Source organism: Alloalcanivorax marinus, from assembly GCF_016906305.1.
Classification (GTDB): Bacteria; Pseudomonadota; Gammaproteobacteria; order Pseudomonadales; family Alcanivoracaceae; genus Alloalcanivorax; species Alloalcanivorax marinus.
In genome coordinates this window covers 219,556-240,170 of record NZ_JADDOL010000005.1, presented here as the reverse complement: position 1 = coordinate 240,170, position 20,615 = coordinate 219,556, and the positions used below count along the sequence as shown (strand labels likewise).

18 protein-coding genes are annotated in these 20,615 nt (G+C 66.0%); 12 read left to right on the top strand and 6 right to left on the bottom strand.

The window, feature by feature from the left end; all coding sequences use genetic code 11:
• Positions 1-21 precede the first annotated feature (21 nt).
• Both IM760_RS06795 and IM760_RS06790 read right to left on the bottom strand, forming a co-directional pair.
• Positions 22-2,424, bottom strand: a complete 2,403-nt coding sequence (locus tag IM760_RS06795; protein WP_204427799.1) for a YbcC family protein — start codon at positions 2,422-2,424, stop codon at positions 22-24.
• Positions 2,421-3,956, bottom strand: coding sequence for an NADH-quinone oxidoreductase subunit L (locus IM760_RS06790; protein ID WP_204427798.1), 1,536 nt, complete (start codon positions 3,954-3,956; stop codon positions 2,421-2,423). Before IM760_RS06790 ends, IM760_RS06795 begins: the two co-directional genes overlap by 4 nt.
• Before the next feature lie 98 nt (positions 3,957-4,054).
• On the opposite strand from IM760_RS06790, the gene IM760_RS06785 reads away from it, so the two are divergent.
• The gene (locus IM760_RS06785) at positions 4,055-4,954 is read left to right on the top strand and encodes a LysR family transcriptional regulator (RefSeq protein ID WP_204427796.1); all 900 of its coding nucleotides are present in this window, start codon (positions 4,055-4,057) and stop codon (positions 4,952-4,954) included.
• Positions 4,955-5,058: 104 nt separating this feature from the next.
• The gene (locus tag IM760_RS06780; protein WP_204427794.1) at positions 5,059-6,360 is read left to right on the top strand and encodes a peptidoglycan DD-metalloendopeptidase family protein; all 1,302 of its coding nucleotides are present in this window, start codon (positions 5,059-5,061) and stop codon (positions 6,358-6,360) included.
• A 39-nt stretch (positions 6,361-6,399) separates the two neighbouring features.
• Here the strand turns inward: IM760_RS06780 and IM760_RS06775 are convergent, their stop codons facing one another.
• Positions 6,400-7,404: an alpha/beta fold hydrolase gene (locus IM760_RS06775; RefSeq protein WP_204427792.1), complete on the bottom strand. Its 1,005-nt coding sequence runs from the start codon at positions 7,402-7,404 to the stop codon at positions 6,400-6,402.
• Positions 7,405-7,499: 95 nt separating this feature from the next.
• On the opposite strand from IM760_RS06775, the gene glnT reads away from it, so the two are divergent.
• From glnT to IM760_RS06725, 10 genes are all read left to right on the top strand, one after another.
• Positions 7,500-8,885: a type III glutamate--ammonia ligase gene (glnT, locus tag IM760_RS06770; protein ID WP_204427790.1), complete on the top strand. Its 1,386-nt coding sequence runs from the start codon at positions 7,500-7,502 to the stop codon at positions 8,883-8,885.
• Between the two features lie 82 nt (positions 8,886-8,967).
• Positions 8,968-9,576 (top strand): TetR family transcriptional regulator, encoded by a 609-nt coding sequence (locus IM760_RS06765; protein WP_204427788.1) that lies wholly within the window; start codon positions 8,968-8,970, stop codon positions 9,574-9,576.
• A 63-nt stretch (positions 9,577-9,639) separates the two neighbouring features.
• Positions 9,640-9,879 (top strand): hypothetical protein, encoded by a 240-nt coding sequence (locus IM760_RS06760; RefSeq protein WP_204427787.1) that lies wholly within the window; start codon positions 9,640-9,642, stop codon positions 9,877-9,879.
• 774 nt (positions 9,880-10,653) lie between these two features.
• The gene (locus IM760_RS06755) at positions 10,654-12,276 is read left to right on the top strand and encodes a ShlB/FhaC/HecB family hemolysin secretion/activation protein (RefSeq protein WP_239549653.1); all 1,623 of its coding nucleotides are present in this window, start codon (positions 10,654-10,656) and stop codon (positions 12,274-12,276) included.
• A gap of 57 nt (positions 12,277-12,333) precedes the next feature.
• On the top strand, positions 12,334-14,244 hold the full coding sequence (locus tag IM760_RS06750) for a DUF2341 domain-containing protein (protein WP_204427786.1): 1,911 nt from the start codon (positions 12,334-12,336) through the stop codon (positions 14,242-14,244).
• Between the two features lie 10 nt (positions 14,245-14,254).
• Positions 14,255-14,680 (top strand): ExbD/TolR family protein, encoded by a 426-nt coding sequence (locus IM760_RS06745; RefSeq protein ID WP_204427785.1) that lies wholly within the window; start codon positions 14,255-14,257, stop codon positions 14,678-14,680.
• A 20-nt stretch (positions 14,681-14,700) separates the two neighbouring features.
• Complete coding sequence (locus IM760_RS06740) at positions 14,701-15,408, top strand: energy transducer TonB family protein (RefSeq protein WP_204427784.1); 708 nt, start codon at positions 14,701-14,703, stop codon at positions 15,406-15,408.
• Between the two features lie 44 nt (positions 15,409-15,452).
• Positions 15,453-17,135: a putative porin gene (locus tag IM760_RS06735; RefSeq protein WP_204427783.1), complete on the top strand. Its 1,683-nt coding sequence runs from the start codon at positions 15,453-15,455 to the stop codon at positions 17,133-17,135.
• A gap of 21 nt (positions 17,136-17,156) precedes the next feature.
• A complete protein-coding gene (locus IM760_RS06730) occupies positions 17,157-17,825 on the top strand; it encodes a DNA repair protein (protein ID WP_204427781.1) in 669 nt (222 codons plus the stop codon).
• A complete protein-coding gene (locus tag IM760_RS06725; RefSeq protein WP_204427779.1) occupies positions 17,825-18,256 on the top strand; it encodes a YbjN domain-containing protein in 432 nt (143 codons plus the stop codon). Before IM760_RS06730 ends, IM760_RS06725 begins: the two co-directional genes overlap by 1 nt.
• Here IM760_RS06725 and IM760_RS06720 read toward each other — a convergent pair.
• The 3 genes from IM760_RS06720 to IM760_RS06710 are packed head-to-tail and all read right to left on the bottom strand — an operon-like array spanning position 18,253 to position 20,517.
• The gene (locus tag IM760_RS06720) at positions 18,253-19,245 is read right to left on the bottom strand and encodes a FecR family protein (protein ID WP_204427777.1); all 993 of its coding nucleotides are present in this window, start codon (positions 19,243-19,245) and stop codon (positions 18,253-18,255) included. The two genes, IM760_RS06725 and IM760_RS06720, sit on opposite strands and share 4 nt — an antisense overlap.
• On the bottom strand, positions 19,242-19,793 hold the full coding sequence (locus IM760_RS06715; protein ID WP_204427775.1) for an RNA polymerase sigma factor: 552 nt from the start codon (positions 19,791-19,793) through the stop codon (positions 19,242-19,244). Before IM760_RS06715 ends, IM760_RS06720 begins: the two co-directional genes overlap by 4 nt.
• A 1-nt stretch (position 19,794) precedes the next feature.
• Entirely contained in the window at positions 19,795-20,517 is a 723-nt protein-coding gene (locus IM760_RS06710; RefSeq protein WP_204427773.1) for an STN domain-containing protein, read from the bottom strand.
• Between the last annotated feature and the right edge of the window lie 98 nt (positions 20,518-20,615).

Below are 20,615 nucleotides of genomic sequence, written 5' to 3'. Positions count from 1 at the left end.
TCCCGCCGCCGGGCAGAGCGGTCAGAGCGGCTGCCAGCCGTCGGCGTCGCGGCGGATCAGCGCCCGGGACCGGTCGTCGATCCGGAACAGGTGGATCCAGCCGTTGGTCACCAGATCGCGCACCGTGGGTTCGCTGTCCAGAATCCGGTCGATGGCCTGTTCCGGCGCGGCCAGGCAGGCGCTCAGCCGCAGCGGCTCATGCATCAGCTTTTCGCCGTCGTGCAGGGATTGCCAGGGCAGGCCGATGCGCAGATCCCCGGCGTTGCCTTCCAGCACCCCCAGGTGGCCGCCCACCACATTGTGCAGCACCTTGTTGCCACTGCCGTAGCGCCGGTTGTCCACCACCGACGCGTAGTACTGCATGTTGATCCAGTGCGCCACCACCAGCGGAGCGGTCATGATCTGACGCAGGGTCTGGAAGTCCCGGTCCTCCCGCCAGTGGTAGTGATGCAGAAATACCCGGCCGGCCAGGTCGCGCCCGCGGGTCCAATCGCCGGGGGCGGCGATAAAGGCGGCGTTGTTGGCCAGCCCCCATTCCGGTCTCACCTGACCCCAGTCCCGGGCGCGCTTGCGCATGGCCTTGTGCAATGCCGCGGGCCTGTTCGCCAGTGCGCCCAGCCCCAGGGTCGGTGCCCGCTCGGCCCGGGCGCGCTCGCCGGCCGCCGCCAGCGTGGTGCGCAGACCGTCCAGGTCCGGCCGTAGCCGGTCGGGCACCTGATCGGCGTCGAACAGCCGCACCTCTTCCGTGGTGGTGTTGTGCAGCGCCGCCAGAAACCAGGTGCTGTCGGGGATCTGGATGTTGTGTTCGCGCAGCGCCCGGCGCACCGCCGGATCATTGAGCAGGCCGGCCAGCGCGCGGGCGTTGACCTCGCCGGTCTGTCCGCAGCAGGCGCCGCAGTCCAGGCCCGCGGCGTGGGGGTTGTTGGCGCTCTGACTGCCGTGGCCGGTCAACAGCACCAGGGCCGCGAAGCGATCGGCCAGGCCCATGGCGGTGAGGATGCCGGCCGCCAGGCGGGCGCCGTCTTCCGCGCTCAGGTTTTCCAGCGCCGGGCGCAGGCGGTCGCCCCGGCCCAGGCCGGCGGTGTCCGGGGATGCCGGCGCGCTCAGGCCCAGGGTCTGGCTGGCCAGCTTGCCGGCGAACAACGGCCCCAGCGTTTCCACCAGGGTGAAGATGGAGGTGGGCGCGTACTCGAACTGTTTCCAGCGCGCGGCGGCGGTCAGCCGCCGGCGCCGCCGTTGCGCGGTCCTGGCCGGGTCGGGGCCGTGGTCCGTGGCCTCCAGCGCCGGCGCCAGCAGGCCCGGCAATCGGGCCCGCGGCGCCTCGGTGCCCAGGGGCCGGTACTGGAGCGGCAGCCCGAAAAAGCCGGCGAAGCCCCGGGTCTCGATGCCCGGGTCGAGGGTCTCGAGCGCCCGCCGGATCACCTCGGAACGCACGTCGATGCAGAAGATCGCCTGTACCCGGGGCGCCGCCGTGTCGCCCCCGGGGCTCTGCAATACCCCGGCCAGCCGGGTTTGATAGGCGAGCTCGCCGGCGTACTGCCAGGTCCACAGGGCCTGAAAGTGCGCCCGCAGCTGCTGCCGCCGGTCGGGCAGGGCCCGCCATTGCTTAAGCCAATCCTGGTGCCGGCTGCCCGGGCCACGCCGGCCATCGTCCAGCAGCCAGTCCCAGGCCAGCCGGATGGCCAGCAGGTCGACGATGGACCGGTCGTCGCCGCCGGCCTGCCGGGCGCGCCAGCGCTCGCCCGCGCACCAGGAGGCCCAGCCATTGATGTCCAGCAGCAGGGCCAGCAGGTAGGCTTCCAGCCGGTCCTCCGGCGGTGCCAGGTCGGCGAGGACTTTCGTGAACAGCTCGCCGGCCTGCTCCGGCAGCGCCGCCGCGCGTTCGCGCAGCGCGGCTCCGGCGGGGTCGGCCAGGAAGTGGGTCCGCCATTGGGCGAACAGGCCTTCCTGGTGGTCGACACCCCATTCCGCTTCGGCGTCGTCAAAGAAGGCGGCGCAGAAAGCGCTGATCTGGTCCCGGGCCTGGTCCGCCGGGCTCTGGCCGGCCAGGAGCGGGCCCCCGGTCGGGGCGAGGGCCGCCAGAGTGGGCAATGGGGCCGGTGTTTCCGGCGATTCGTCCAGCGCCCGCAACAGGGCATCCGGGTCCCCCGGGTAGCCGGTGGCGGCGATGGCCCGTTCCAGATCGGGCCGGTCGATCCGCCCGGACCGCCAGGCCTGCTGGTAGTAGGCCGGCGGCATCAGCAGGGTGGTGCCGCTCAGGCAGCCCAGCCGGGCGGCGGCCTCCTGCACGGGCCGGTGGCGGTGGCTCCAGTAGGGGTTGACCGCGATAAAGCTGTCCAGGGGCCAGATCGGCGCGATCGCCTCGCAGGCCGCCTCGACGCCGGGCATCAGTTTGTCGTCGGCGAGATGGACATGGGCGTTCATGAGGTGTGCTCCTGTTTCCGCCAGGCCGGTGTGCCGGGCCGTTGCTTGCCGAACAGCGGCCGGCCCAGGCCGGGCAGCCGATTGATCGATTCATCCAGATAGAGGCCGCGGGCCAGGGTCTGCCGCAGCCGGCGGTGGTGGCCGCCGGAGCGCAGCCAGCTCTGCAACAGCAGCAGCAAGGTGAACAGGGTGGTCACCCAGAGGATTTGAGCGGTGGTCGGCTCGCCGCCGGGCAGCGGCGACAGCAGCGCACCGAAAAGCAGATGCCAGGCCAGGCCCAGGCCGACCACGACCACCGCCGCCAGGCCGGTGCGCGGCGCGGCGCCGCCCTGCCGCGCGCCCCAGCCGGTCAGCAGCGGGGCCAGGGCGATCAGGCTGATCAGCGCGAACACCGCCCAGCCGCCTTGGAGCAGCTGCAAACCGTGGAGCGCGGGCACCAGCAGCGCGGCCAGCACCAGGGTCGCGATCAGCGCCGGCGCCGGGGCGGCGGACAGCGCCGGAGAGAGGCTGGCACGCCGTGCCCGCGCCACCCGGCCGCCGGCGCTGAGGAAGGCGAAGGCCTTGTACAGGGAGTGGCCGAGCAGATGCAGAAGCGCCAGGTGCCAGGCGCCCAGGGCGCACTCCACCAGCATGAAACCCATCTGCGCGCAGGTGGACCAGGCCAGACGAACCTTGATGTTGGACTGGGCGATCATGGCCGCCGCCGCCACCACCGTGGTCAGGCCGCCGGCCAGCAGCAGCCACTGTGCCGCCGGCGCCTGGTTGATCAGCCAGGCCATCTTGATCAGCACCAGACCACCGAGGTTGACCACCCCGGCGTGCAGCAGCGCCGACACCGGGGTCGGGGCTTCCATGACCTGCAGGACCCAGCCGTGCAGGGGCAACAGCGCGCAGCGGATCATCGCGGTGATCGCCAGCAGCACGGCGGCGGCGGTGAGGCCGGCGGTCATCGGCTGGCCGGCGCCGGCCAGGTCGGCCAGGGACAGCGATCCCGTTTCCCGGGCCACCAGCACCACCGCCACCACCAGGGTGACGTCGGCGAGCCGGCCGCTGACGAAATGCTTATGGGCGGCCCGGCGTGCTCCCGGACGCTCCGGGTAAAGCGTCAGCAACCGTTGCAGGCCCAGGCCGGTGGCGCTCCAGGCCAGAGCCAGCACCGCCAGATGGTCGGTGGCGCTGACCAGCGCGGCGCCGGCCAGGGTCACCAGCACGCCGGACAGGAAGCGTTTCTGGCAGGGCTCACCGGCCAGGTAGGGGGCGGAAAAATGAACGATCACCCAGCCAAGAAAGGTAACCAGCAGCAGGCCGGCGGTGCCGGCGAGCTGCAGGGCCGCCGGCGGCGCGGCGCCGAACAGCAGGGAGACCGGAACCAGCAGGGCGAGCAGCAGGGCGGCCAGCGACGCGGCCCGGGCCAGACGCCAGCCCGGTTCCGGAGCGCGCCATAAAACGGTCACCAGAGCGGTGAGCAGGTAAAGGCCGGGGATGCTCCAGCTGTACCAGTGCGGCCCGAGCAAGCCGATGAACGTTTCCATATACCCTCCTTTGCAGCGACGGGGGTATTCTTGCGGCGGACCCGGTGTTCGGTAAAATACAAATTAAATATGAAATCGTTCTATAAAAGAGAACAGGAATGGCGCGGCTCAATTACAACCATCTCTACTATTTCTGGGCCGTGGCCCGGGAACAGCATCTGACCCGGGCCGCCGAGCACCTGCATGTGTCGCAGTCGTCCCTGTCCGCGCAGATCAAGCAACTGGAGGAGCAACTGGGGCAGCCGTTGTTCACGCGGGAAGGCCGCAAGCTGGTGCTCACCGAGGCGGGCCACCTGGCCATGAATTACGCGGAAACCATCTTCCGCGCCGGCAGTGAAATGCAGGCTATGCTGCGCGACGGCCAGACCAGCCAGCGGCAGGTCCTGCGCCTGGGCAGCGTGGCGACCCTGTCGCGGAACTTTCAGGAGAACCTGATTCAACCGTTGATGGGGAAACCGGACGTGGAGCTGGTGCTGCAATCGGGCACGCTGGACGAGCTCACCCGCCGTCTCTACGTGCATGACCTGGACGCGATTCTCTCCAACCAGGCGATTCAGGGGAGCGCCCGCACGCCGGTGCGCTGCCGCCGCATCGCCCGCCAGCCGATCAGTCTGGTGGGGCCGCCACTGGGGCGCGGCAAGCGCTTCCGCTTTCCCGAGGCGCTCGATCAGTGCCCGTTGGTGGTACCCGGGCCCAGCAGCAGTATTCGCACCGGCTTCGACCTGCTCTGCGAGCAGCTGCAGCGCCGCCCGGACATCATTGCCGAAGTGGACGACATGGCCATGATGCGTCTGCTGGCCCGGGATACCGGCGCCATCGCGCTGCTGCCGCCGGTGGTGGTGCGCGATGAGCTGCAGAATAAAACGCTGCAGGAATACTGCGCGCTGCCCGGGCTGTTCGAGGACTTTTACATCATCACCGCGGACCGGCGTTTTCAGAACCCGCTGCTTAATCAACTGATGTCGAGGCCGGCGGAGAAAATCCTCAGCCAGGGCTGAGCCGGGGGCCGTACGCCGGTACCGGTTCGGCCCGCCGGGCTTCCCTTGGGGTATTACAATCCTCTAACATTCCCCGATCCATTTTTTGCGTCCCGGGGACCCTCATGCCCGAGATTACGGCGAAAGCCCTGAACCGGCCGCCGCTTGGCCTTCTTTTGCCACCGTTATTGATCGCCCTGTCCGTGGCCTTCTGGTGGCGTTACCACCCGCGCCCGGAACTGCCGCCGATGACCGAACAGGCGCTGCTGCGCCTGGCCGCCGACACCGACTTCCACAACCTGGATCCGACGCCGGCGCCGTTGCCCTGGGAGCACTACACCATCGCGCCCGGGGACTACCTGACCCACCTGTGGAAAGAGCAATGGCAGCTGCCCGCCGCCACCCTCTACCGGCTGATCGAGACCGCCGAGCACGGCGAGCTGCTCAACCGCCTGCGCCCCGGCCAGCATCTGGAATGGCGCGCGGACAGTGACGGCAATCTGCTGGCGCTGCGGCTGTGGGAAAACGAGGCGCGCGGCTACCAGTGGAATCTGGACGCGGATTCGATCCGCGCACGGCCTCTGGAGAAGGCCCGCACCAGCCATCGGGTGCGCATTACCGGCGTGGTGCAGAGTTCCCTGGGCGCCGCGCTGGCCGCGCAGCCGGCCCTGGCCGGTGCCGCCGGCTCGGTCAGCGCCCAGCTCGCCGAGCTGCTGCCCCTGGGCCGCCAGGCCCGCCGTGGCGACCGCTTCTCGGTACTGGTGGACGTGGAGAATCTGGAAGGCAGCGAGCGCGCCTACTCCGCCAAGCTGATGGGGTTCGATTACCAGGGCGCGCGCCTGCGGGCCAGCGCCGCCCGCTTCGACGACGACCGCTTCTATAAGCCGGACGGCACCAGCCTGCTGCCCAGCTTCTGGCGTTATCCCTACGCGCAGAACCTGCGTTACCGCATCAGCTCGCCGTTCAATCTGCACCGCCATCATCCGATCACCGGCCGCATCAGCCCCCATTACGGCACCGATTTCGCCATGCCGGTGGGGACCGCCGTGGAAGCCCCGGCGGACGGCGTGGTGCGCCGCGCCACCCGTGGCGCCCTGGCCGGCAACTATCTGGTGCTGGACCACGGCAACGGCTACCAGACCCGCTATATGCACCTCAGCAAGCTGCTGGTGCACGCCGGCGACACCGTCGAGCAGGGTCAGGTGATCGCCGACAGCGGCAATACCGGCCGCAGCACCGGTCCCCACCTGCACTACGAGCTGCGTCTCAACGGCCGTCCGGTGAACGCCATGGAAGCGGCGCTGCCCACCAAGGGGCAGCTGGCCAAGGATGAACTGACCCGCTTCCGCAATCAGTACGCGGCCTACTTCGACTTCCCCGCCGACGCCAACGACGGCACCGAAGTGGCCCACCGCGACCCGCGGTAATCAACCGGCCCGGAGCGGGAGCGCCGGCGGCCGCCGCGATTAAGGGGACTCGGCCAGCAGACGCGCCATGGCGCTGAACCAGGCGGCGGTGCTGGCCGGGTCGCGGCCCGGGGCACCGGCGGCGTGGCCCAGGTCCGAATCCAGTATTTCCAGCGTGGCGCCGGGGATCAGGCCGGCTTCGTGGCCGGCGTCTTCCAGGGTGAAGTAGAGGTCGGTGCGCGACGGCAGGACCAGGGTGCGGGCCCGGATCGCGCCGAGGGCGGCGGCCAGGTCGCCGGCGCCCGGGTCCGCCGCTTCCCAGGCGGCGAGCACCGCCAGCAGGTCGTTGGCGTCCTGGGCCAGATGATCCTCCTCCCAGAAGCGCAGCAGCGCCTCGATGTCGTCGAATCCGAGATCCCGATACAGGCCGCGGCGGAAGAACGCCTGGCTGTAGGCCCAGCCGGCGTAGACGCGGGCGAAGGCGCGCAGGCCCGCCTCCGGTGGGTTTTGATAGTCGCCACCGTTGAAGGTGGCGTCGGCCCGCAGGGCGCTGCGCACACCGTCCAGGAACACCCGGTTGTGGGGCCAGCATCGGGCGGTGGCGCACACCGGCAGCAGACGCCGGACCCGGTCCGGATGGCGGAGGGCCCATTGATAGGACTGCATGCCGCCCATGGACCAGCCGGTGGCCAGGGCGATGTCCAGCGGACCGAACCAGGCTTCCAGGGCGGCGGCCTGGGCGGCCACATTGTCTTCCAGTGTCACCCGCGGAAAGCGGTGGCCGCGCTGGGAGGGATGCGCGTTGCTGGGGGAGGTGGCGTGGCCGTTGCCGAACAGATCGAACAACACCACGCAGTAATCGCCGCCGGCCAGGGGGCTGCCCGGGCCCAGCAGAGGGACGCTGCCCCGGGCGCTGCCGCCGTAGTAGCAGGGGATCAGCACCAGATTGTCGCGCCGGGCGTTGAGCGTGCCATATTGCAGGGCAGTGAGGCGCGCCGCGCGCAGCACGCCGCCGCCGCACAGCGGCCAATCTCCCAGTGAAATGTGGCGTTCCAACAGTGTCATGGCCGGGTCTCCGGATTATATATACAAGCTGGCATGTATATTGAATGCAAAGGCTGTACCTGATTTTCCGTGCGGCAATATCTGGAGAGACACCCATGAACGCGAAAGCCACCGGGCCGTCCGCGGCCACCATTCCAAGCGCCGATGTTCTGGCGCGGGATCTGCTCGATAAGGGCGCCAGGTACGCCATGGCCAGCTATGTGGATATCCATGGCGTGGTGAAGGGCAAGTTCGTGCCGCTTGCCCATCTGGATCGCATGCTGACCGGTTCCGAGCTGTACACCGGCGCCGCCCTGGACGGCGTGCCCCAGGACATCAACGACGATGAAGTGGCGGCCATGCCGGACCCGGCCACCGCCACGCCCTGCGCCTGGAACCCGGAGCTGGTGTGGTTCGCCAGCGACCTGCACCTCAACGGCCGGCCTTTCCAGGCCTGCTCGCGCGGTATCCTCAAACGCCAGCTCGCGGCGGCGGCGGAGTTGGGGCTGGGTTTTAATCTGGGCATCGAAACCGAGTTCTTCCTGTTCAAGGACACCGAGGACGGCGGCTTCGCGCCGGTCAGCGACCGGGATGATCTGGATAAGCCCTGCTACGACCCCCGGCCGCTGATGGACAACCTGCCGATCGTCGCCGATATCGTGGAGGCCATGAACGCCCAGGGCTGGGACGTTTATTCTTTCGACCATGAAGACGCCAACGGTCAGTTCGAAACCGACTTCATGTACACCGATGCTCTGAACATGGCCGACCGGCTGGTGTACTTCCGCATGATGGCCAACGAGATCGCCCGCAAGCACGGCGCCTTCGCCAGCTTCATGCCGAAACCGTTCGCCAACCGCACCGGCAGCGGCGCTCACTTCAATATGTCCCTGGCGGATCTGGAAACCGGCCGCAATCTGTTCGAGGCGGACGGCGACGATCCCCATGGCTGCAGTGTGTCACCGCTGGCCTATCACTTTATCGCCGGGGTGTTGAAACACGCCCGCGCCATCTGCGCGGTGATCGCCCCCACGGTGAACAGCTACAAACGGCTGGTGCAGCGCGGCGCCATGTCCGGCGCCACCTGGGCGCCGGTGTACTGCTGCTACGGCAACAACAACCGCACCAACATGCTGCGTATTCCTTCCCAGGGAGGCCGGGTGGAATGCCGGGCTCCGGACATCGGTGGCAACCCCTATCTGGGCGCGGCGATGCTGCTGGCCGCCGGCCTGGAGGGCATCCGCGAGAAGCTGGAACCGGGCGCGCCGCACCGGGAAAACATGAACAAATACAGCCGCGCGCAGATTCGGGACATGGGCATCGAGATGCTGCCGCGTACTCTGGGCGAGGCGGTGGACGCCTTCGAGGCGGACCCGCTGGCCCGGGAAGTTTTTGGCGATCTGATGTTCGATACCTTCGTGGATTTCAAACGGAATGAATGGGAGCAGTACCACAACCAGGTATCGGAGTGGGAGGTGCGCCGTTACCTGAAAATGTTCTGAGTGATGGTGGCCTGGACAAGGCGCTTGGCGATCCCCGCCGGGCGCTTTAACCTTACTTTTTATCCCGTTCGCCGAAGGTTCAATGAGACGCACCAAGGAAGAAGCCGAACAGACCCGGTTGAAGATTATCGACGCCGCGTTGGTGCTGTTCAGCCGTAATGGCTACACCAACACCACCCTGGCCAACATCGCCACCCAGGCGGGCTTCAGCCGCGGGCCGATTTACTGGCATTTCAAGAACAAGGACGAGCTGTTCGAGGCGGTGTTACTGCTGTCCCAGGGGCCCTTGCTGGCGCTCACCCGGGAAACCCATCAGGCCGAGGGGCCGCCGCTGGAAGTGCTGAGCGCCTTCGCCGACCGCTGGCTGCGGCTGCTGGTGGAGGACACCCGCTACCGCCAGTCCTTCGAGATCTTTCTCAATAAAACCGAACTTACCAACAATCTGGACCACACCCTGCGCCGCGAGCGCAAGCTGACCCGGGACCTGGTGTCGGCGCTGGGCAGGCAGGTGGCCCGTGCCCAACAGGCCGGGGATATCCCGCGCCGGCACGGCGCCGAAGAGCTGGGGCTGCTGTGCTACACCCACTTGATGGGGGTAACGCAGACCTGGTTGTTCTCGCCGCGCCTGTTCCGCCTGGAAGAAGAGATTCCTTTCTTCACCGGCCGGCTGATTGAGTTGTTGAAGCTTTAAAGATATCGCGGCTAAAGCGTATCGCCGCCCGGGGACTACGGCGACGGCTACCAGGCCCGCTATGTGCACCTGAGCGAGCTGCTGGTGCACGCCAGCGGCAATACCGACCGCAGCACCGGCCCCCACCCGCATTACGAACTGCGCCTCAAGGGCCGCGCGGTGAACGCCATGGAAGCGGCGCTGCCCACCAGTGGGCCGTTGACGAAGGATGAACTGACCCGGTTCCGGAATCAGCACGCGGCCTACTTTGATCTCCCGGAGCCGGGGCAGGGCGGTACCGAAGTGGCCGGCCGCGCTCATTAGCGACCGGTGGAGGGCTTTTCGGGTCGTTGCGGCCGGACTCCATGTCCCAGGGCGTTGCCCATGCGATTGCGCAGCGCCGAGCGGCTGAACTGACCGATCCGGTTAGGCGCTTGCCGCACGATGTCTTCCGAGTCGAAGCCCTCCGGTGCGCCCCGTCGGGCGCCGTCTGAGGGTGTCATGCGCCGCTGCAAACAGTCCAGTGGCAGCGCGCGATGTCCATCTACCTCCACGGTTACGCAGGGGGATCCGGCCTCGACCTGTTCCGTTTTGTCGGCACCCGCCCGGGGGGCGGCCAGCCCTGATAGCAGCATCAGCGCGGCGGTGCTCAGCACGCTCCGCCGGCTTTTCCCATGCAGCCCCATCGTTGCGCCCTCACGTTGGTGAACGTCGAGCCTGCGTTCCGAGGGCGTCCACCGCAATGTCGAAGCCAGCATTTTCCGTGAACTTTTCATGACCGTTTTTCGGTTTCCTCGTTCTGAAACACACTCTCTCTTTGTTGATCGGAGCATGTTCACTTTTCCCGCCGCGGATCGGTGACCACGGTCGGCAATCAGGTGGCCGTCGTCGGCGAGCGTTCCCCAGGCCGGCGGCGGCTTTTTTTATTGATGAATTTTTGGTGACAAAGCTTCGGTCTGGGCACTCGGGTGGCATCTTAAAAAGTGTTAACTGGATCACCGGTTTTTAGCCGGTGGATATTTCGGTGGCGGTCGTCGATCAATGGGGCCTTCGGGATGAACGACGCCGTGGCACCTTTTTTAGCGCCGGGTTTTATTCATGTTCAATGCGCACGGAAGAATGCCAGGTTTGATCGGAAGGGGGGAAGCAAAGCTGTTCGTCCTTCTATGGCTGAGCCTGTATCTATGGCTGAGTCCGACGACGGCGAGGGCCGATGACGAACTGCCCACGGTGGCCACCGTTACCATTAACGAGTACATCGTGCGCGGCAACACCGTTCTGGACAACCGAGACATCGAGCGCGCGGTTTATCCGTTCCTGGGGCCGGACAAAACTCTTGACGATATTCAACGGGCCCGCGAGGCGCTGCAAAAAATCTATCAGCAACACGGCTACCAATCGGTGTATGTGGAACTGCCGGAGCAGAAAGTGTCCGCGGGTGTGGTCTATCTGTTGGTGACCGAGGTTACGGTGGGGCGGGTGCGGGTGATCGGCTCACGTTACCACTCGCCGCTGATGATCCGACGTGACGTGCCAGCCCTGAGCGAAGGGGCGGTGCCGGACTTCGAGCTGGTTCAGGAGCAACTCACTCGGGTAAACCGATCCGGCAAGCGCCAGGTGATGCCTTTGGTCAAGGAAGGCCGGATTCCGGGAACCATGGATGTGGATCTATCAGTGGAGGATCAGCGACCCTGGAACGCCAGCCTCACCGCCAATAACGACTACAGCGCCGACACCGAAAAGCTGCGCACCATCGCCACTCTCTCGCATGCCAATCTCTGGCAAAGAGGGCACAGCGCCTCGCTGACCTTTTTTACCGCCCCTCAGGATACGGACAATGCGGAGGTGTGGTCCGCCAGCTACGAAGCGCCCTTGGCGGACCGCTGGTCCACGCGGGTCAATGGCTATATCTCAGACAGCGACGTGGCCACTGTGGGCGGCACCAATGTGGTGGGCAAGGGCCACTCCGTCGGTGTCTCGCTGATCTACAGCCTGCCGTTCAACGGCACCTGGGGGCATTCGTTCTCCGCGGGTATCGATTTCAAGGACTTCACGGAATCCCTGGTCTTTGGTCAGAGCGAGGACGATGTGCCGTTGGAGTACGCGCCTTTTACCTTTGCCTATAACGGCTACTTCTTCACCGATCACCATCAGGGCTACATCAATCTCAGTGTGGTCACGGCTTCCGATGAGGTCCCCTCCGGAGGCAGCGGCTGGGAGGAGTTCGATGACAAGCGTTACCAGGCGAGTCCGGATTTCGCCCTGTTCAAGGCCGACGCCTCTCTGGAATGGCAGCTGGATGAATGGGTGCTGGCAAGCAAGCTCTCCACCCAATTCGCCTCGGGACCGCTGGTCTCGAATGAACAGTTCGCGGTCGGCGGCGCCGGCACGGTCCGTGGCTACCTGGCCGCCGAGCAGGCCGGTGATGAAGGTTATTTGGCCAGCCTGGAATTGCGCACGCCTTCGCTGGATAGCTGGTTTGGCAATCCCTGGAGATTGCTGCGGTTCCACGTTTTCAGTGAAGGCGCCTGGCTGAGACTGCAGGACCCGCTGCCGGAGCAGGACTACCGGTTTGATCTGGCCAGCGTCGGTGTCGGCGCCCGAGCTCAGCTTTGGGATTTTCTCAGCGGCTCCGTGGACCTGGGCTATCCGCTGCTGGAAACCGGCGATACGGAAAAATACGACCCGCGCGTTCATTTCAGTGTGACCGCGCGTTTTTAACTACCCGGGACCATCCAAACCAAACGAATTACAGAGTTATCTTCGGAGTGCCTGACCATGCGACAACGTTTGCTCGTCTTCATCCTGTCCTGCCTGGGGGCGTTGGCGCCTTCCCTGGCACAGGCCTGGTGGCAGGAAGACTGGAGTTACCGGAAACAAATCACCATTGACACCACTTCGGCGGGGGCGGACATCGGTGAGCCGGTGGGCCGAATGCCGGTGCTGGTTCGCCTGCACACGGGCAACTTCAGCTTCGATGGGGTGCGAGAGAACGGCGCCGACATTCGCTTCGTCTCGGCGGATGACGAGACCGTCTTCAACCACCGGATCGAGAGCTTCGACGCTCTGCTGGGCGTGGCCTACATCTGGGTGGATGTGCCGGAGGTGCAGGGCGGCGCCCGCCAGGACATCTGGATGTACTACGGCAACGCTGAAGCGCCGGCGCCCGGCGATAGCCAGATCTACGATGCGGACTACACCGGGGTGTATCACTTCGACGGCGCGCCGGGCGCTACGGCGAGCGATGCCACCGCCTACGGCAACGACTCCGATAGTCCGGTATCGGCCTCCACGGCTGGTGTGATCGGTCAGGCCGCCCGCTTCAGTGGCGAGCCGCTGATGCTGCCGGCGGCCCCGTCACTGGCGATTGGCGCCGGCGGCGCGTTCAGCTTCAGCGCCTGGATCAAGGCACCGCAGGCGGCCGGCGAGCAGACCCTCTATCTGCGCCGGGACGCCGGCAACAGCTTGCTGATCGGCATTGATAACGGGGTGCCGTTCGTGGCGATCAACGGTCAGCGTGCGCGCGCCGATCAGCCGCTGGTCGCCGATCAATGGCAGCATCTGGCGGTCACCGTCGGTGCCCGGGGGGTGACTCTCTATCTCAACGGCCAGCCGGCGGGTCGCATGGTCGTCGCCTTGCCGGCCTTCAACGGCGCCGCCGCCCTGGGCGGCGATCCGCTTGGCCATCAGGCGGCGGTTGATCCGGGTGCCATCACCGATGGGACGCAAGGCGTCGGAGAAGACGGTTCCGGCGAGCTCGCCGCCGGGGCCGGCGCGGAAAGCGAGGCGCCCGCCACGGCGGCCGGCTTTACCGGGGCCATGGACGAGGTGCGCCTGTCCCGCGTCGCGCGTTCCCCCGCGCTGATCCGTGCCAGCGCCCTGTCCCAGGGACCGCGGGCAAGCCTGCTGACGTTCGGCGTCGACGAGGAGCAATCCGGTTTCGGCTTTGGCGCGCTGGGCTTCCTGCTGGCATCGGTACCGGTGGATGCCTGGGTCATCATCGGCGTGCTGGCGATCATGATGCTGCAAACCTGGGTAGTGATGTTCCAGAAGTTCCGCCAGGCACGGCGTACCGACGAAGCCAACGCCGAATTCCGCGAAGTTTTTGCCGGGGTCGGCACGCGGCTGGAAAAGCTGGCAGATGACCGGGCGCTGGCCGAGCGTCTGGAGTACTCCTCGCTGTGGCGCCTCTACCAGGTGGCGGTGCGCGAACTGCGGATTCGCCGTGAACAGGGCGCCGATACCGATCGCATTTCCTCGGAAACGCTGGAGGCGATCCGCGCGTCCATGGATGCGGTACGCACTAATGAGAACCGAGCGCTGGGCCATCGGCTGGGGGTGCTCTCCAATGCCATCGCGGGCGGCCCCTATATCGGCCTGCTCGGCACGGTGCTGGGCATCATGGTGGTGTTTCTCGGCACCGCCATGGCCGGCAACGTGAACATCAACGCGGTGGCGCCGGGCATGGCCGCCGCGCTGCTGGCCACCGCCGCCGGTCTGTTCGTGGCGATCCCGGCGCTGTTCGCCTACAACCGCCTGAACGGCCGCAATCGGGACATCAGCTCCGACATGCGCGTTTTTCTCGACGAGTTCGTCACCCGCCTGGCCGAGCTGCGCGGTGCCGGTGCCGGCGTGGCCCACCACGCCGACGACCGCACCACCGACACCCGACACGACGCCCTGGTGTAAGGAGAGCGAGATGGCTTCAGTAAAAGCATCCATGGATGACGACGAGCAGGACGGTCCGGTCGACGGCATCAACATCACACCCTTGGTGGACGTGCTCATGGTGGTGTTGGTGATGTTCATCCTCACCGCCACCGCCCAGGTGGCCGGTATTCAGGTGGATCTGCCCAAGGCCAGCGCGTCGGTGTCGCTGTCGGAGCCGAAGACCAAGGCGGTATCGGTGGACAACGATGGTCAGATTTTTCTCGACGCCTACCCGGTGACCCTGGATGAGCTCGAGGACCGCCTGCGTACGGAAAAGGCCACCAATCCGGATTTTCCGGTGGTGGTGCGCGGTGACGCGGCGGTGCAGTACCAGAAAGTGGTGGAAGTGCTCGACGTCCTGCGTCGCCTGGAGCTCGCCCAGGTGGGCCTGGTGACCGGTAAACCGAAGAACTGACTGGAACGGATCCGACCGAGATGCCACACCAATCACGCAAATCAAGCCGGACGCGGACGGCGCGGCAGCGACGCCTCGCCGCCCTGGCCTGGCCGCCGGCGGTGTTGCTGGCGCTGGTGGTACTGGGCGTACTGCTGTGGCGATGGGCCAACGACAGCGCGGGCGTGCAACGGCAGGTCCCAAAGCCGGACATGATCGTGCCGCTACCGCCGCCGCCTCCGCCGCCGGAGGAGCAAACCGAGCCGGAACCGGAACCGGAGGACGTGGTGGAGCCGGAGCCGGTGCCGGAGCCCACGCCGGTGGAAGAGCCGACGCCGGAAGAGCAGCCGTCGCCGTCCCAGGATCTCTCCGAGGCCATGCAGATCGATGGCGAGGCCCAGGCCGGCGGTGATGCCTTCAATATCGCCGCTGGCAGCGGCAGCGGTCGGGGCGGATCCGGCGCCGGCGTGGGTAATGCGACCTATGGTCAGTACCTGTCCTACGCCTTTCAACGGCGGCTGCGCGAAGACCGTGACATCCGGCATCTGAGCTACCGATTGGAGGTCAATTTGTGGCTCGACCCGGACGGCCGAGTGACCCGGGTACAAGTGCTGGAATCCAGTGGTGACGAGGACGTGGACCGACGCATCGTCGCTGCTCTGCGCGAGCTCGAGCCGCTCGACCAGAAGCCGCCCGCGTCGCTGACGTTGCCGGTGCACATGTCCCTGCAAGGGCGCCGTCCGGGATGACCCGCCGGCCGCCCTCCCTAAGACTTCTTTCAGGAGCCGATAGCATGAACAGGCAAATTTCTCGCTGGACCCTGGCCGTGGCGGTGGCCGCCACGCTGGCCGGTCCGGTCCGGGCACAGACCCCGGAACCGCAGGCGCCGTCGGCGTCGGGCAATACCACGGTACACCTGATCCGCTTGCTGGTGGAGCAGGGCGTGATCACCGAAGGTCAGGCCCAGGGGCTGCTGGAACAGGCCCGCCGCGATGCGCTGGCGGAACAGCGTCGGCAGCCCCAGGTGCAAGAAGGCGATGTGCGGGTACCGTACATCCCGGAGACCGTGCGCGAAGGCATCCGCGACGAGGTCAAGGAGGAGGTGATGGCACAAGCCCGACGGGAAAACTGGGCGGCGCCGAATACCGTCCCGGATTGGACTTCGCGCATCACCCTGTCCGGTGACGTACGAGTGCGCAATGAGTCCCGCTTCCTGGCCGACGACAACAGCAACCTGATCGTCGATTTCCAGGAGTGGAACGAGGATAAGTACGATGTGCGTCTTGACGACGATACTTTTCCTCCATTACTGAACACTCGTAAGGATCGCGAGAATCTCATGCGCATTCGTGCCCGGTTCGGTCTGGAAGCGGAACTGGGCAAGCAATGGAGCGCCGGTGTGCGGCTGGCCACCGGCAGTAGCGACAGCCCGGTGTCCACCACCCAGACACTCGGGGGCGGGCTGAGCAAAAAGGACATCTGGCTGGACCGCGCCCATATCCGTTGGACACCGGGCGCCTGGAGCTTCACCGCGGGCCGCGCCGACAATCCGTTTGTGTCCACCGATATTCTGTATTCCGATGAGCTCGCCTTCGATGGCGTCTCGGCGGCCTGGCGCGGTACCGGCATGGCCCGGGGAGGCGGCTTTTTCGGCACGCTGGGGGCCTTCCCATTGGAATATCTGTCCGATGACTTTCCCTCCGATGAACAGAACAAAACGGAAAGCGAGGACAAGTGGCTGTTCGGCGCCCAGTTGGGTGTGAATTGGCGCTTTACCGACCAGAATCGTCTGCTGGCGGCGGTGGCCTATTACGACTTCGACAATATTCGGGGGCAGCGTTCACAGCAGTGCTTCCTGTATCTGGATTACCAGACCTGCGACACCGACTGGTCGGCACCGGCTTTCATGCAAAAAGGCAATACCATTTTCCTGTTGCGTGACATCGCTTTGGAACCTGGTAATGAAGCCGCCACCCCCCAGCCGCAGCTGGTGGGCCTGGCCTCGGAGTTCCAATTGCTGGATATCAATCTGCGTTGGGACACCTCTTTGTTCCGCGATTACCAGCTGCGCATGGCCGCCAATTATGTGCACAACCTGGCCTACGACGAAGACGAAATGCTGGAGCATTCCGAAGGCCAGATTTACAACAACTTCGACTTTAATGGCGAGCTGGAAAGCGGTTCCGATGCCTGGATGCTGCAGGCCGCCTTTGGCGAAGGCCTGGATCTGAAGCGTTCCGGTGATTGGCAGATGTTCCTGGGCTACAAGTATATCGAGCCGGATGCGCTGCCGGACGGTTTCAACGATTCCACTTTCCACCTCGGTGGCACCAACGCCAAGGGTTATTTCCTCGGTGGCGCCTACGCCTTTACCGAGCGGCTCTCCACCCGTGGCCGCTGGCTGAGCGCAGAGGAAGTCTATGGTCAGCCCTTCGCCATCGATGTGTTGCAACTGGAGCTCAATGCGCGCTTCTAAGCGAGGCGCGGGAGAAATGTCATGACCAATGCAAACCCAGGGCGGCGACCGACGCCGCGGTTATTTTTGGCCGGCCTGTGCCTGGCCCTGAGCCTGCCGGTCCTCGCCCAGACCGGGCAAAGCCTGGAAGAGCGCCTGCGTGCCGAATTGCGCAATAATCGGCAGGAGTTGCAAATGTTGCGCTCACAACAGGCGCAGTGGGAGGCCCGGGCGGCCCGTGCCGAAGCGGAGCGCCGCGCCGCCGAGGAGAAGCTGGCAGCGATGCAGGCGCACCTGAGTGACAGCGAGAAGAAGCTGGCCGCTCAGCGCCGGGCCAGCGCCGGCCGGTTGGCGGAAAGCCGCGAACGCAATCAGCAAGTGCGTGATGCCTACGACCAATTGCTGGGCATGGCCCGCGACAAGGAAGTGGAACGCCGGCAGCTGGCGCGGCGCGTCACTGAACAGGCCCAGGCGCTGGAAACCTGTGCGGCACGCAACGGTGAGTTGTACCGCGCCGGGCGTGAAATTCTTGATGCCTACGAGAGTCTGGGCGCCGGTGGTCTGTTCAAACTACGCCAGCCGCTGGCGGCCTCCGCGCGGGTGGAGTTTGAAGAAGGGGCGCAGGCCTACGGCGACCGGCTCTACAACAATCAGGTGGATGCGGTGGTACCGGATGCCGAGTCCAAACCGACACCCGACGGGGACCAGTAATGAGTAAAAAGCAGGACATTATCGAAGACATCGAGCTCGACGGCGTTGCCGCGCTGTTGCAGGAAGCGGGCTATCGCACCAACGACAGCGAACAGAACGGCACGCGGCAGTTGCTCAGCGCCAGCCAGGGGATCGGTTTCGCGGTACGCCCGGGCAACACCCGGGAGGGCGGAACCGGTTTGCTCGACTTTACGCTCAGCTGCGCCCTGCGCATCGACGGCGAGTTGCCGGAAGGCATGGTGACGGCCTGGAACCGGGGAAAACGCTTTGGGCGCCTGAGTGAGCAGGGAGATTTTCTGGTGCTGGAGATGGACGTGCTGGTGGCCGGCGGTGTCAGTCAGGGGTACCTGCGTACTGCCGTGGAGCTCTGGGACCGCCTGATGCGGGAATTTCTGTTATTTCTCAGGAATTACACCGCGCCCACCGGCTAACTGATGATCAGCACGCCGCCGGGCAGATCGCGCACGGTGGCGCCATGGACTTCGCGCACCAGTGCCGCGAAGTCCTGCAGCCGGTCCAGGGACAGGTAGGCTTGCACCGGGGTGCGGCCCAGGCGGTCATCAAGCAGCAGGATACGGCCCGGCCGGTAACGATTCACTTCCTCGACAACCGCTGACAAGGGCGTCCCGTCAAAAACCAGCAGGCGCTCGCGCCAGGCGCTTACCCGGTCCGTGTCCACCGCCTTTACGTCGGTCAGTCTTTCCTCGTTGTACACAACCTGCTGGGCGGATTGCAGGCGCGCCCGGTCCTGCCCATGGGCCACGGTCAGGTCGCCGCTCAGGCAGGTGACTTGCACCCGGTCGTCGGTAAAGCGCACATTGAAGCGAGCGTGCCGGGCTTCCACGCGGCCGCGTCCCGCCGTCACCGTGAAACGCTGATGGTTGGTGGTCGATGTGGTCACCTCGGTTTCTCCGGCGCGCAGCATCAGCCCGGTCACGGTGTCGCCGCTTTTACGCAGATCAATACGTGTCTGGGTGTTCAGCTCCAGGGTGGCGGTGTGGGGGAGCACCACCCGGCGTTGCTCGCCGGTGGCGGTCCACAGATCCGCGCTCAGAACGTCGGCTCCGGGCCATAGATCCAGCGGGGAGCGCAGCGCCACCCAGCCGGCGCACGCGGCCACCGCCCCGCCCAGAAACGCGCGCCGGCTGAAGCCGGCGGGGCGGCGCGACGTGAGTGGCACCACCTTGTGACGCTGCTCGGCGTCTTGCTGGTCGGCACGGGCGGCCTGTCCCATGCCCTGCCAGACACGCCGGCAGTGAGAGAAAGCCCGGGCGTGGGCGGGGCTGCGCGCGCACCACTGGCGAAAGGCATCGCCGTCCGCCGCGGTGGCGCGACCGGATTCGAGCAGTATCAGCCATTCCCGGGCTTCTCGTTGGATCCGGTCCTCCTCCATCAGACCGGGATCATAAGGGTGGTTCATTCAGAGGGCCTTCTGTTTTTGGGGCCGAAACGTTGAACGTATTCACGATCGAGGCGCCGGCAACAGTGTTCCAATCCCGCGCGCAGTTCCTTTTCCACGGTTCTCAGAGACACGCCGTGGCGGGCGGCGATTTCCGCGTGGGGCACTTCTTCCAGGCGCGCCGCGGTGACAATCGCGCGGCGCCGGCGGGGAAGCTCCGACAGGGCGCGGCGGAACAGGAGGATTTCCTGTTCGCCCAGCGCTTCCCGAGCCGGGTCCGCCAGTTCGTCGGCCATGGCATACAGATCTTCAACGTCATCGAGTGTCATCAGTCTGGACTGCTTACGTCGCTGTTCCTCGGCCGCGTTCAGCGCGATGCGAAACACATAGGCGGCGGGATGTTTTACCACCACGGTGCTACCACGCAGGGTTTCCAGACGCAGCCAGGTTTCCTGCAGGGCGTCCTCCGCCAGTTGATGGGACCCCAGCCGTGTACGCAGCCGTTGTCGGAACTCCTCGTAGCGTTCGAGGAACAAATCGCGCAGCGGTTGTTGCAGTGTATCGGGCATGTCAGCGGCTCCCCGAGGACGGGCAGGGCGTCGCCGCTTCCGACGGAATCAACAGTACCGTTACCGGATTGGGCTGGCCGGGCGGCGGCGGCGCCAGCCGACTGCCGGCCAGCGCCGCGCGCACCTTGTCCCCCCAGCGCGGCGCGTCGTGGGAATCCAGCACATGAACCCGTTCGACGGTGCCGTCGGCGGCGATCCAGAGCTGAACCGCCACGCGGATCCGACCGTATGCATCGCCAAGCCGCTGGCAAACCCGGTCGGCGAAGTGCTGTTGCAACCGGGCGGCGTAGAGGGAAGGTACCGGAACGGTGGCGGTATCGGTGGCGGCGGGTGCCGCCGGAGCCGGCACCAGGGTCAGGGCCGAGGGGCCGATGCGACGCGCCCGCAATCCGGTGCCCTCCAATAGCCGGGTGAGCGCCGCCATCGGCCTGAAATGTCCGCGTACCGTGCTGGATTTCTTATCGCTGGTCAGATCACTGGTCACCAAAATCGACACCCCCGTTTGTTCGCTGAATTGTTCGAGCGCACGGGACAGAGCCTGCGCGGGAACGTCGAATTCCCGTGCGTCGTCGTCGCCGAATACCGTGGTACCGATAAGCAGGGATCCAATTGCGAGAAGGCGCAATGTGGTTGAAACGGTCGCCCCAAAGCGTTTAACAGCGGCTACGGCCACGGCGCCAACGGTCCGGTCATGGATCGGGAAGAAACGGTTATGAATGCGCAACTTCGCATTATGGCGCGGAAGTATGTCGGAAATATTTCACGACTAGCGTGTTTCGCCGGCTTTATGAATTTTCCATGAAATGGGTTCATTCCACGGCG

What these genes read in the sequence shown, in the direction of transcription:
- IM760_RS06795 (WP_204427799.1), bottom strand. Translation starts at nt 2,424, where the DNA reads ATGAACGCCCATGTCCATCTCGCCGACGACAAACTGATGCCCGGCGTC.
- IM760_RS06790 (WP_204427798.1), bottom strand. Translation starts at nt 3,956, where the DNA reads ATGGAAACGTTCATCGGCTTGCTCGGGCCGCACTGGTACAGCTGGAGC.
- IM760_RS06785 (WP_204427796.1), top strand. Translation starts at nt 4,055, where the DNA reads ATGGCGCGGCTCAATTACAACCATCTCTACTATTTCTGGGCCGTGGCC.
- IM760_RS06780 (WP_204427794.1), top strand. Translation starts at nt 5,059, where the DNA reads ATGCCCGAGATTACGGCGAAAGCCCTGAACCGGCCGCCGCTTGGCCTT.
- IM760_RS06775 (WP_204427792.1), bottom strand. Translation starts at nt 7,404, where the DNA reads ATGACACTGTTGGAACGCCACATTTCACTGGGAGATTGGCCGCTGTGC.
- glnT (WP_204427790.1), top strand. Translation starts at nt 7,500, where the DNA reads ATGAACGCGAAAGCCACCGGGCCGTCCGCGGCCACCATTCCAAGCGCC.
- IM760_RS06765 (WP_204427788.1), top strand. Translation starts at nt 8,968, where the DNA reads ATGAGACGCACCAAGGAAGAAGCCGAACAGACCCGGTTGAAGATTATC.
- IM760_RS06755 (WP_239549653.1), top strand. Translation starts at nt 10,654, where the DNA reads ATGTTCAATGCGCACGGAAGAATGCCAGGTTTGATCGGAAGGGGGGAA.
- IM760_RS06750 (WP_204427786.1), top strand. Translation starts at nt 12,334, where the DNA reads ATGCGACAACGTTTGCTCGTCTTCATCCTGTCCTGCCTGGGGGCGTTG.
- IM760_RS06745 (WP_204427785.1), top strand. Translation starts at nt 14,255, where the DNA reads ATGGCTTCAGTAAAAGCATCCATGGATGACGACGAGCAGGACGGTCCG.
- IM760_RS06740 (WP_204427784.1), top strand. Translation starts at nt 14,701, where the DNA reads ATGCCACACCAATCACGCAAATCAAGCCGGACGCGGACGGCGCGGCAG.
- IM760_RS06735 (WP_204427783.1), top strand. Translation starts at nt 15,453, where the DNA reads ATGAACAGGCAAATTTCTCGCTGGACCCTGGCCGTGGCGGTGGCCGCC.
- IM760_RS06730 (WP_204427781.1), top strand. Translation starts at nt 17,157, where the DNA reads ATGACCAATGCAAACCCAGGGCGGCGACCGACGCCGCGGTTATTTTTG.
- IM760_RS06725 (WP_204427779.1), top strand. Translation starts at nt 17,825, where the DNA reads ATGAGTAAAAAGCAGGACATTATCGAAGACATCGAGCTCGACGGCGTT.
- IM760_RS06720 (WP_204427777.1), bottom strand. Translation starts at nt 19,245, where the DNA reads ATGAACCACCCTTATGATCCCGGTCTGATGGAGGAGGACCGGATCCAA.
- IM760_RS06715 (WP_204427775.1), bottom strand. Translation starts at nt 19,793, where the DNA reads ATGCCCGATACACTGCAACAACCGCTGCGCGATTTGTTCCTCGAACGC.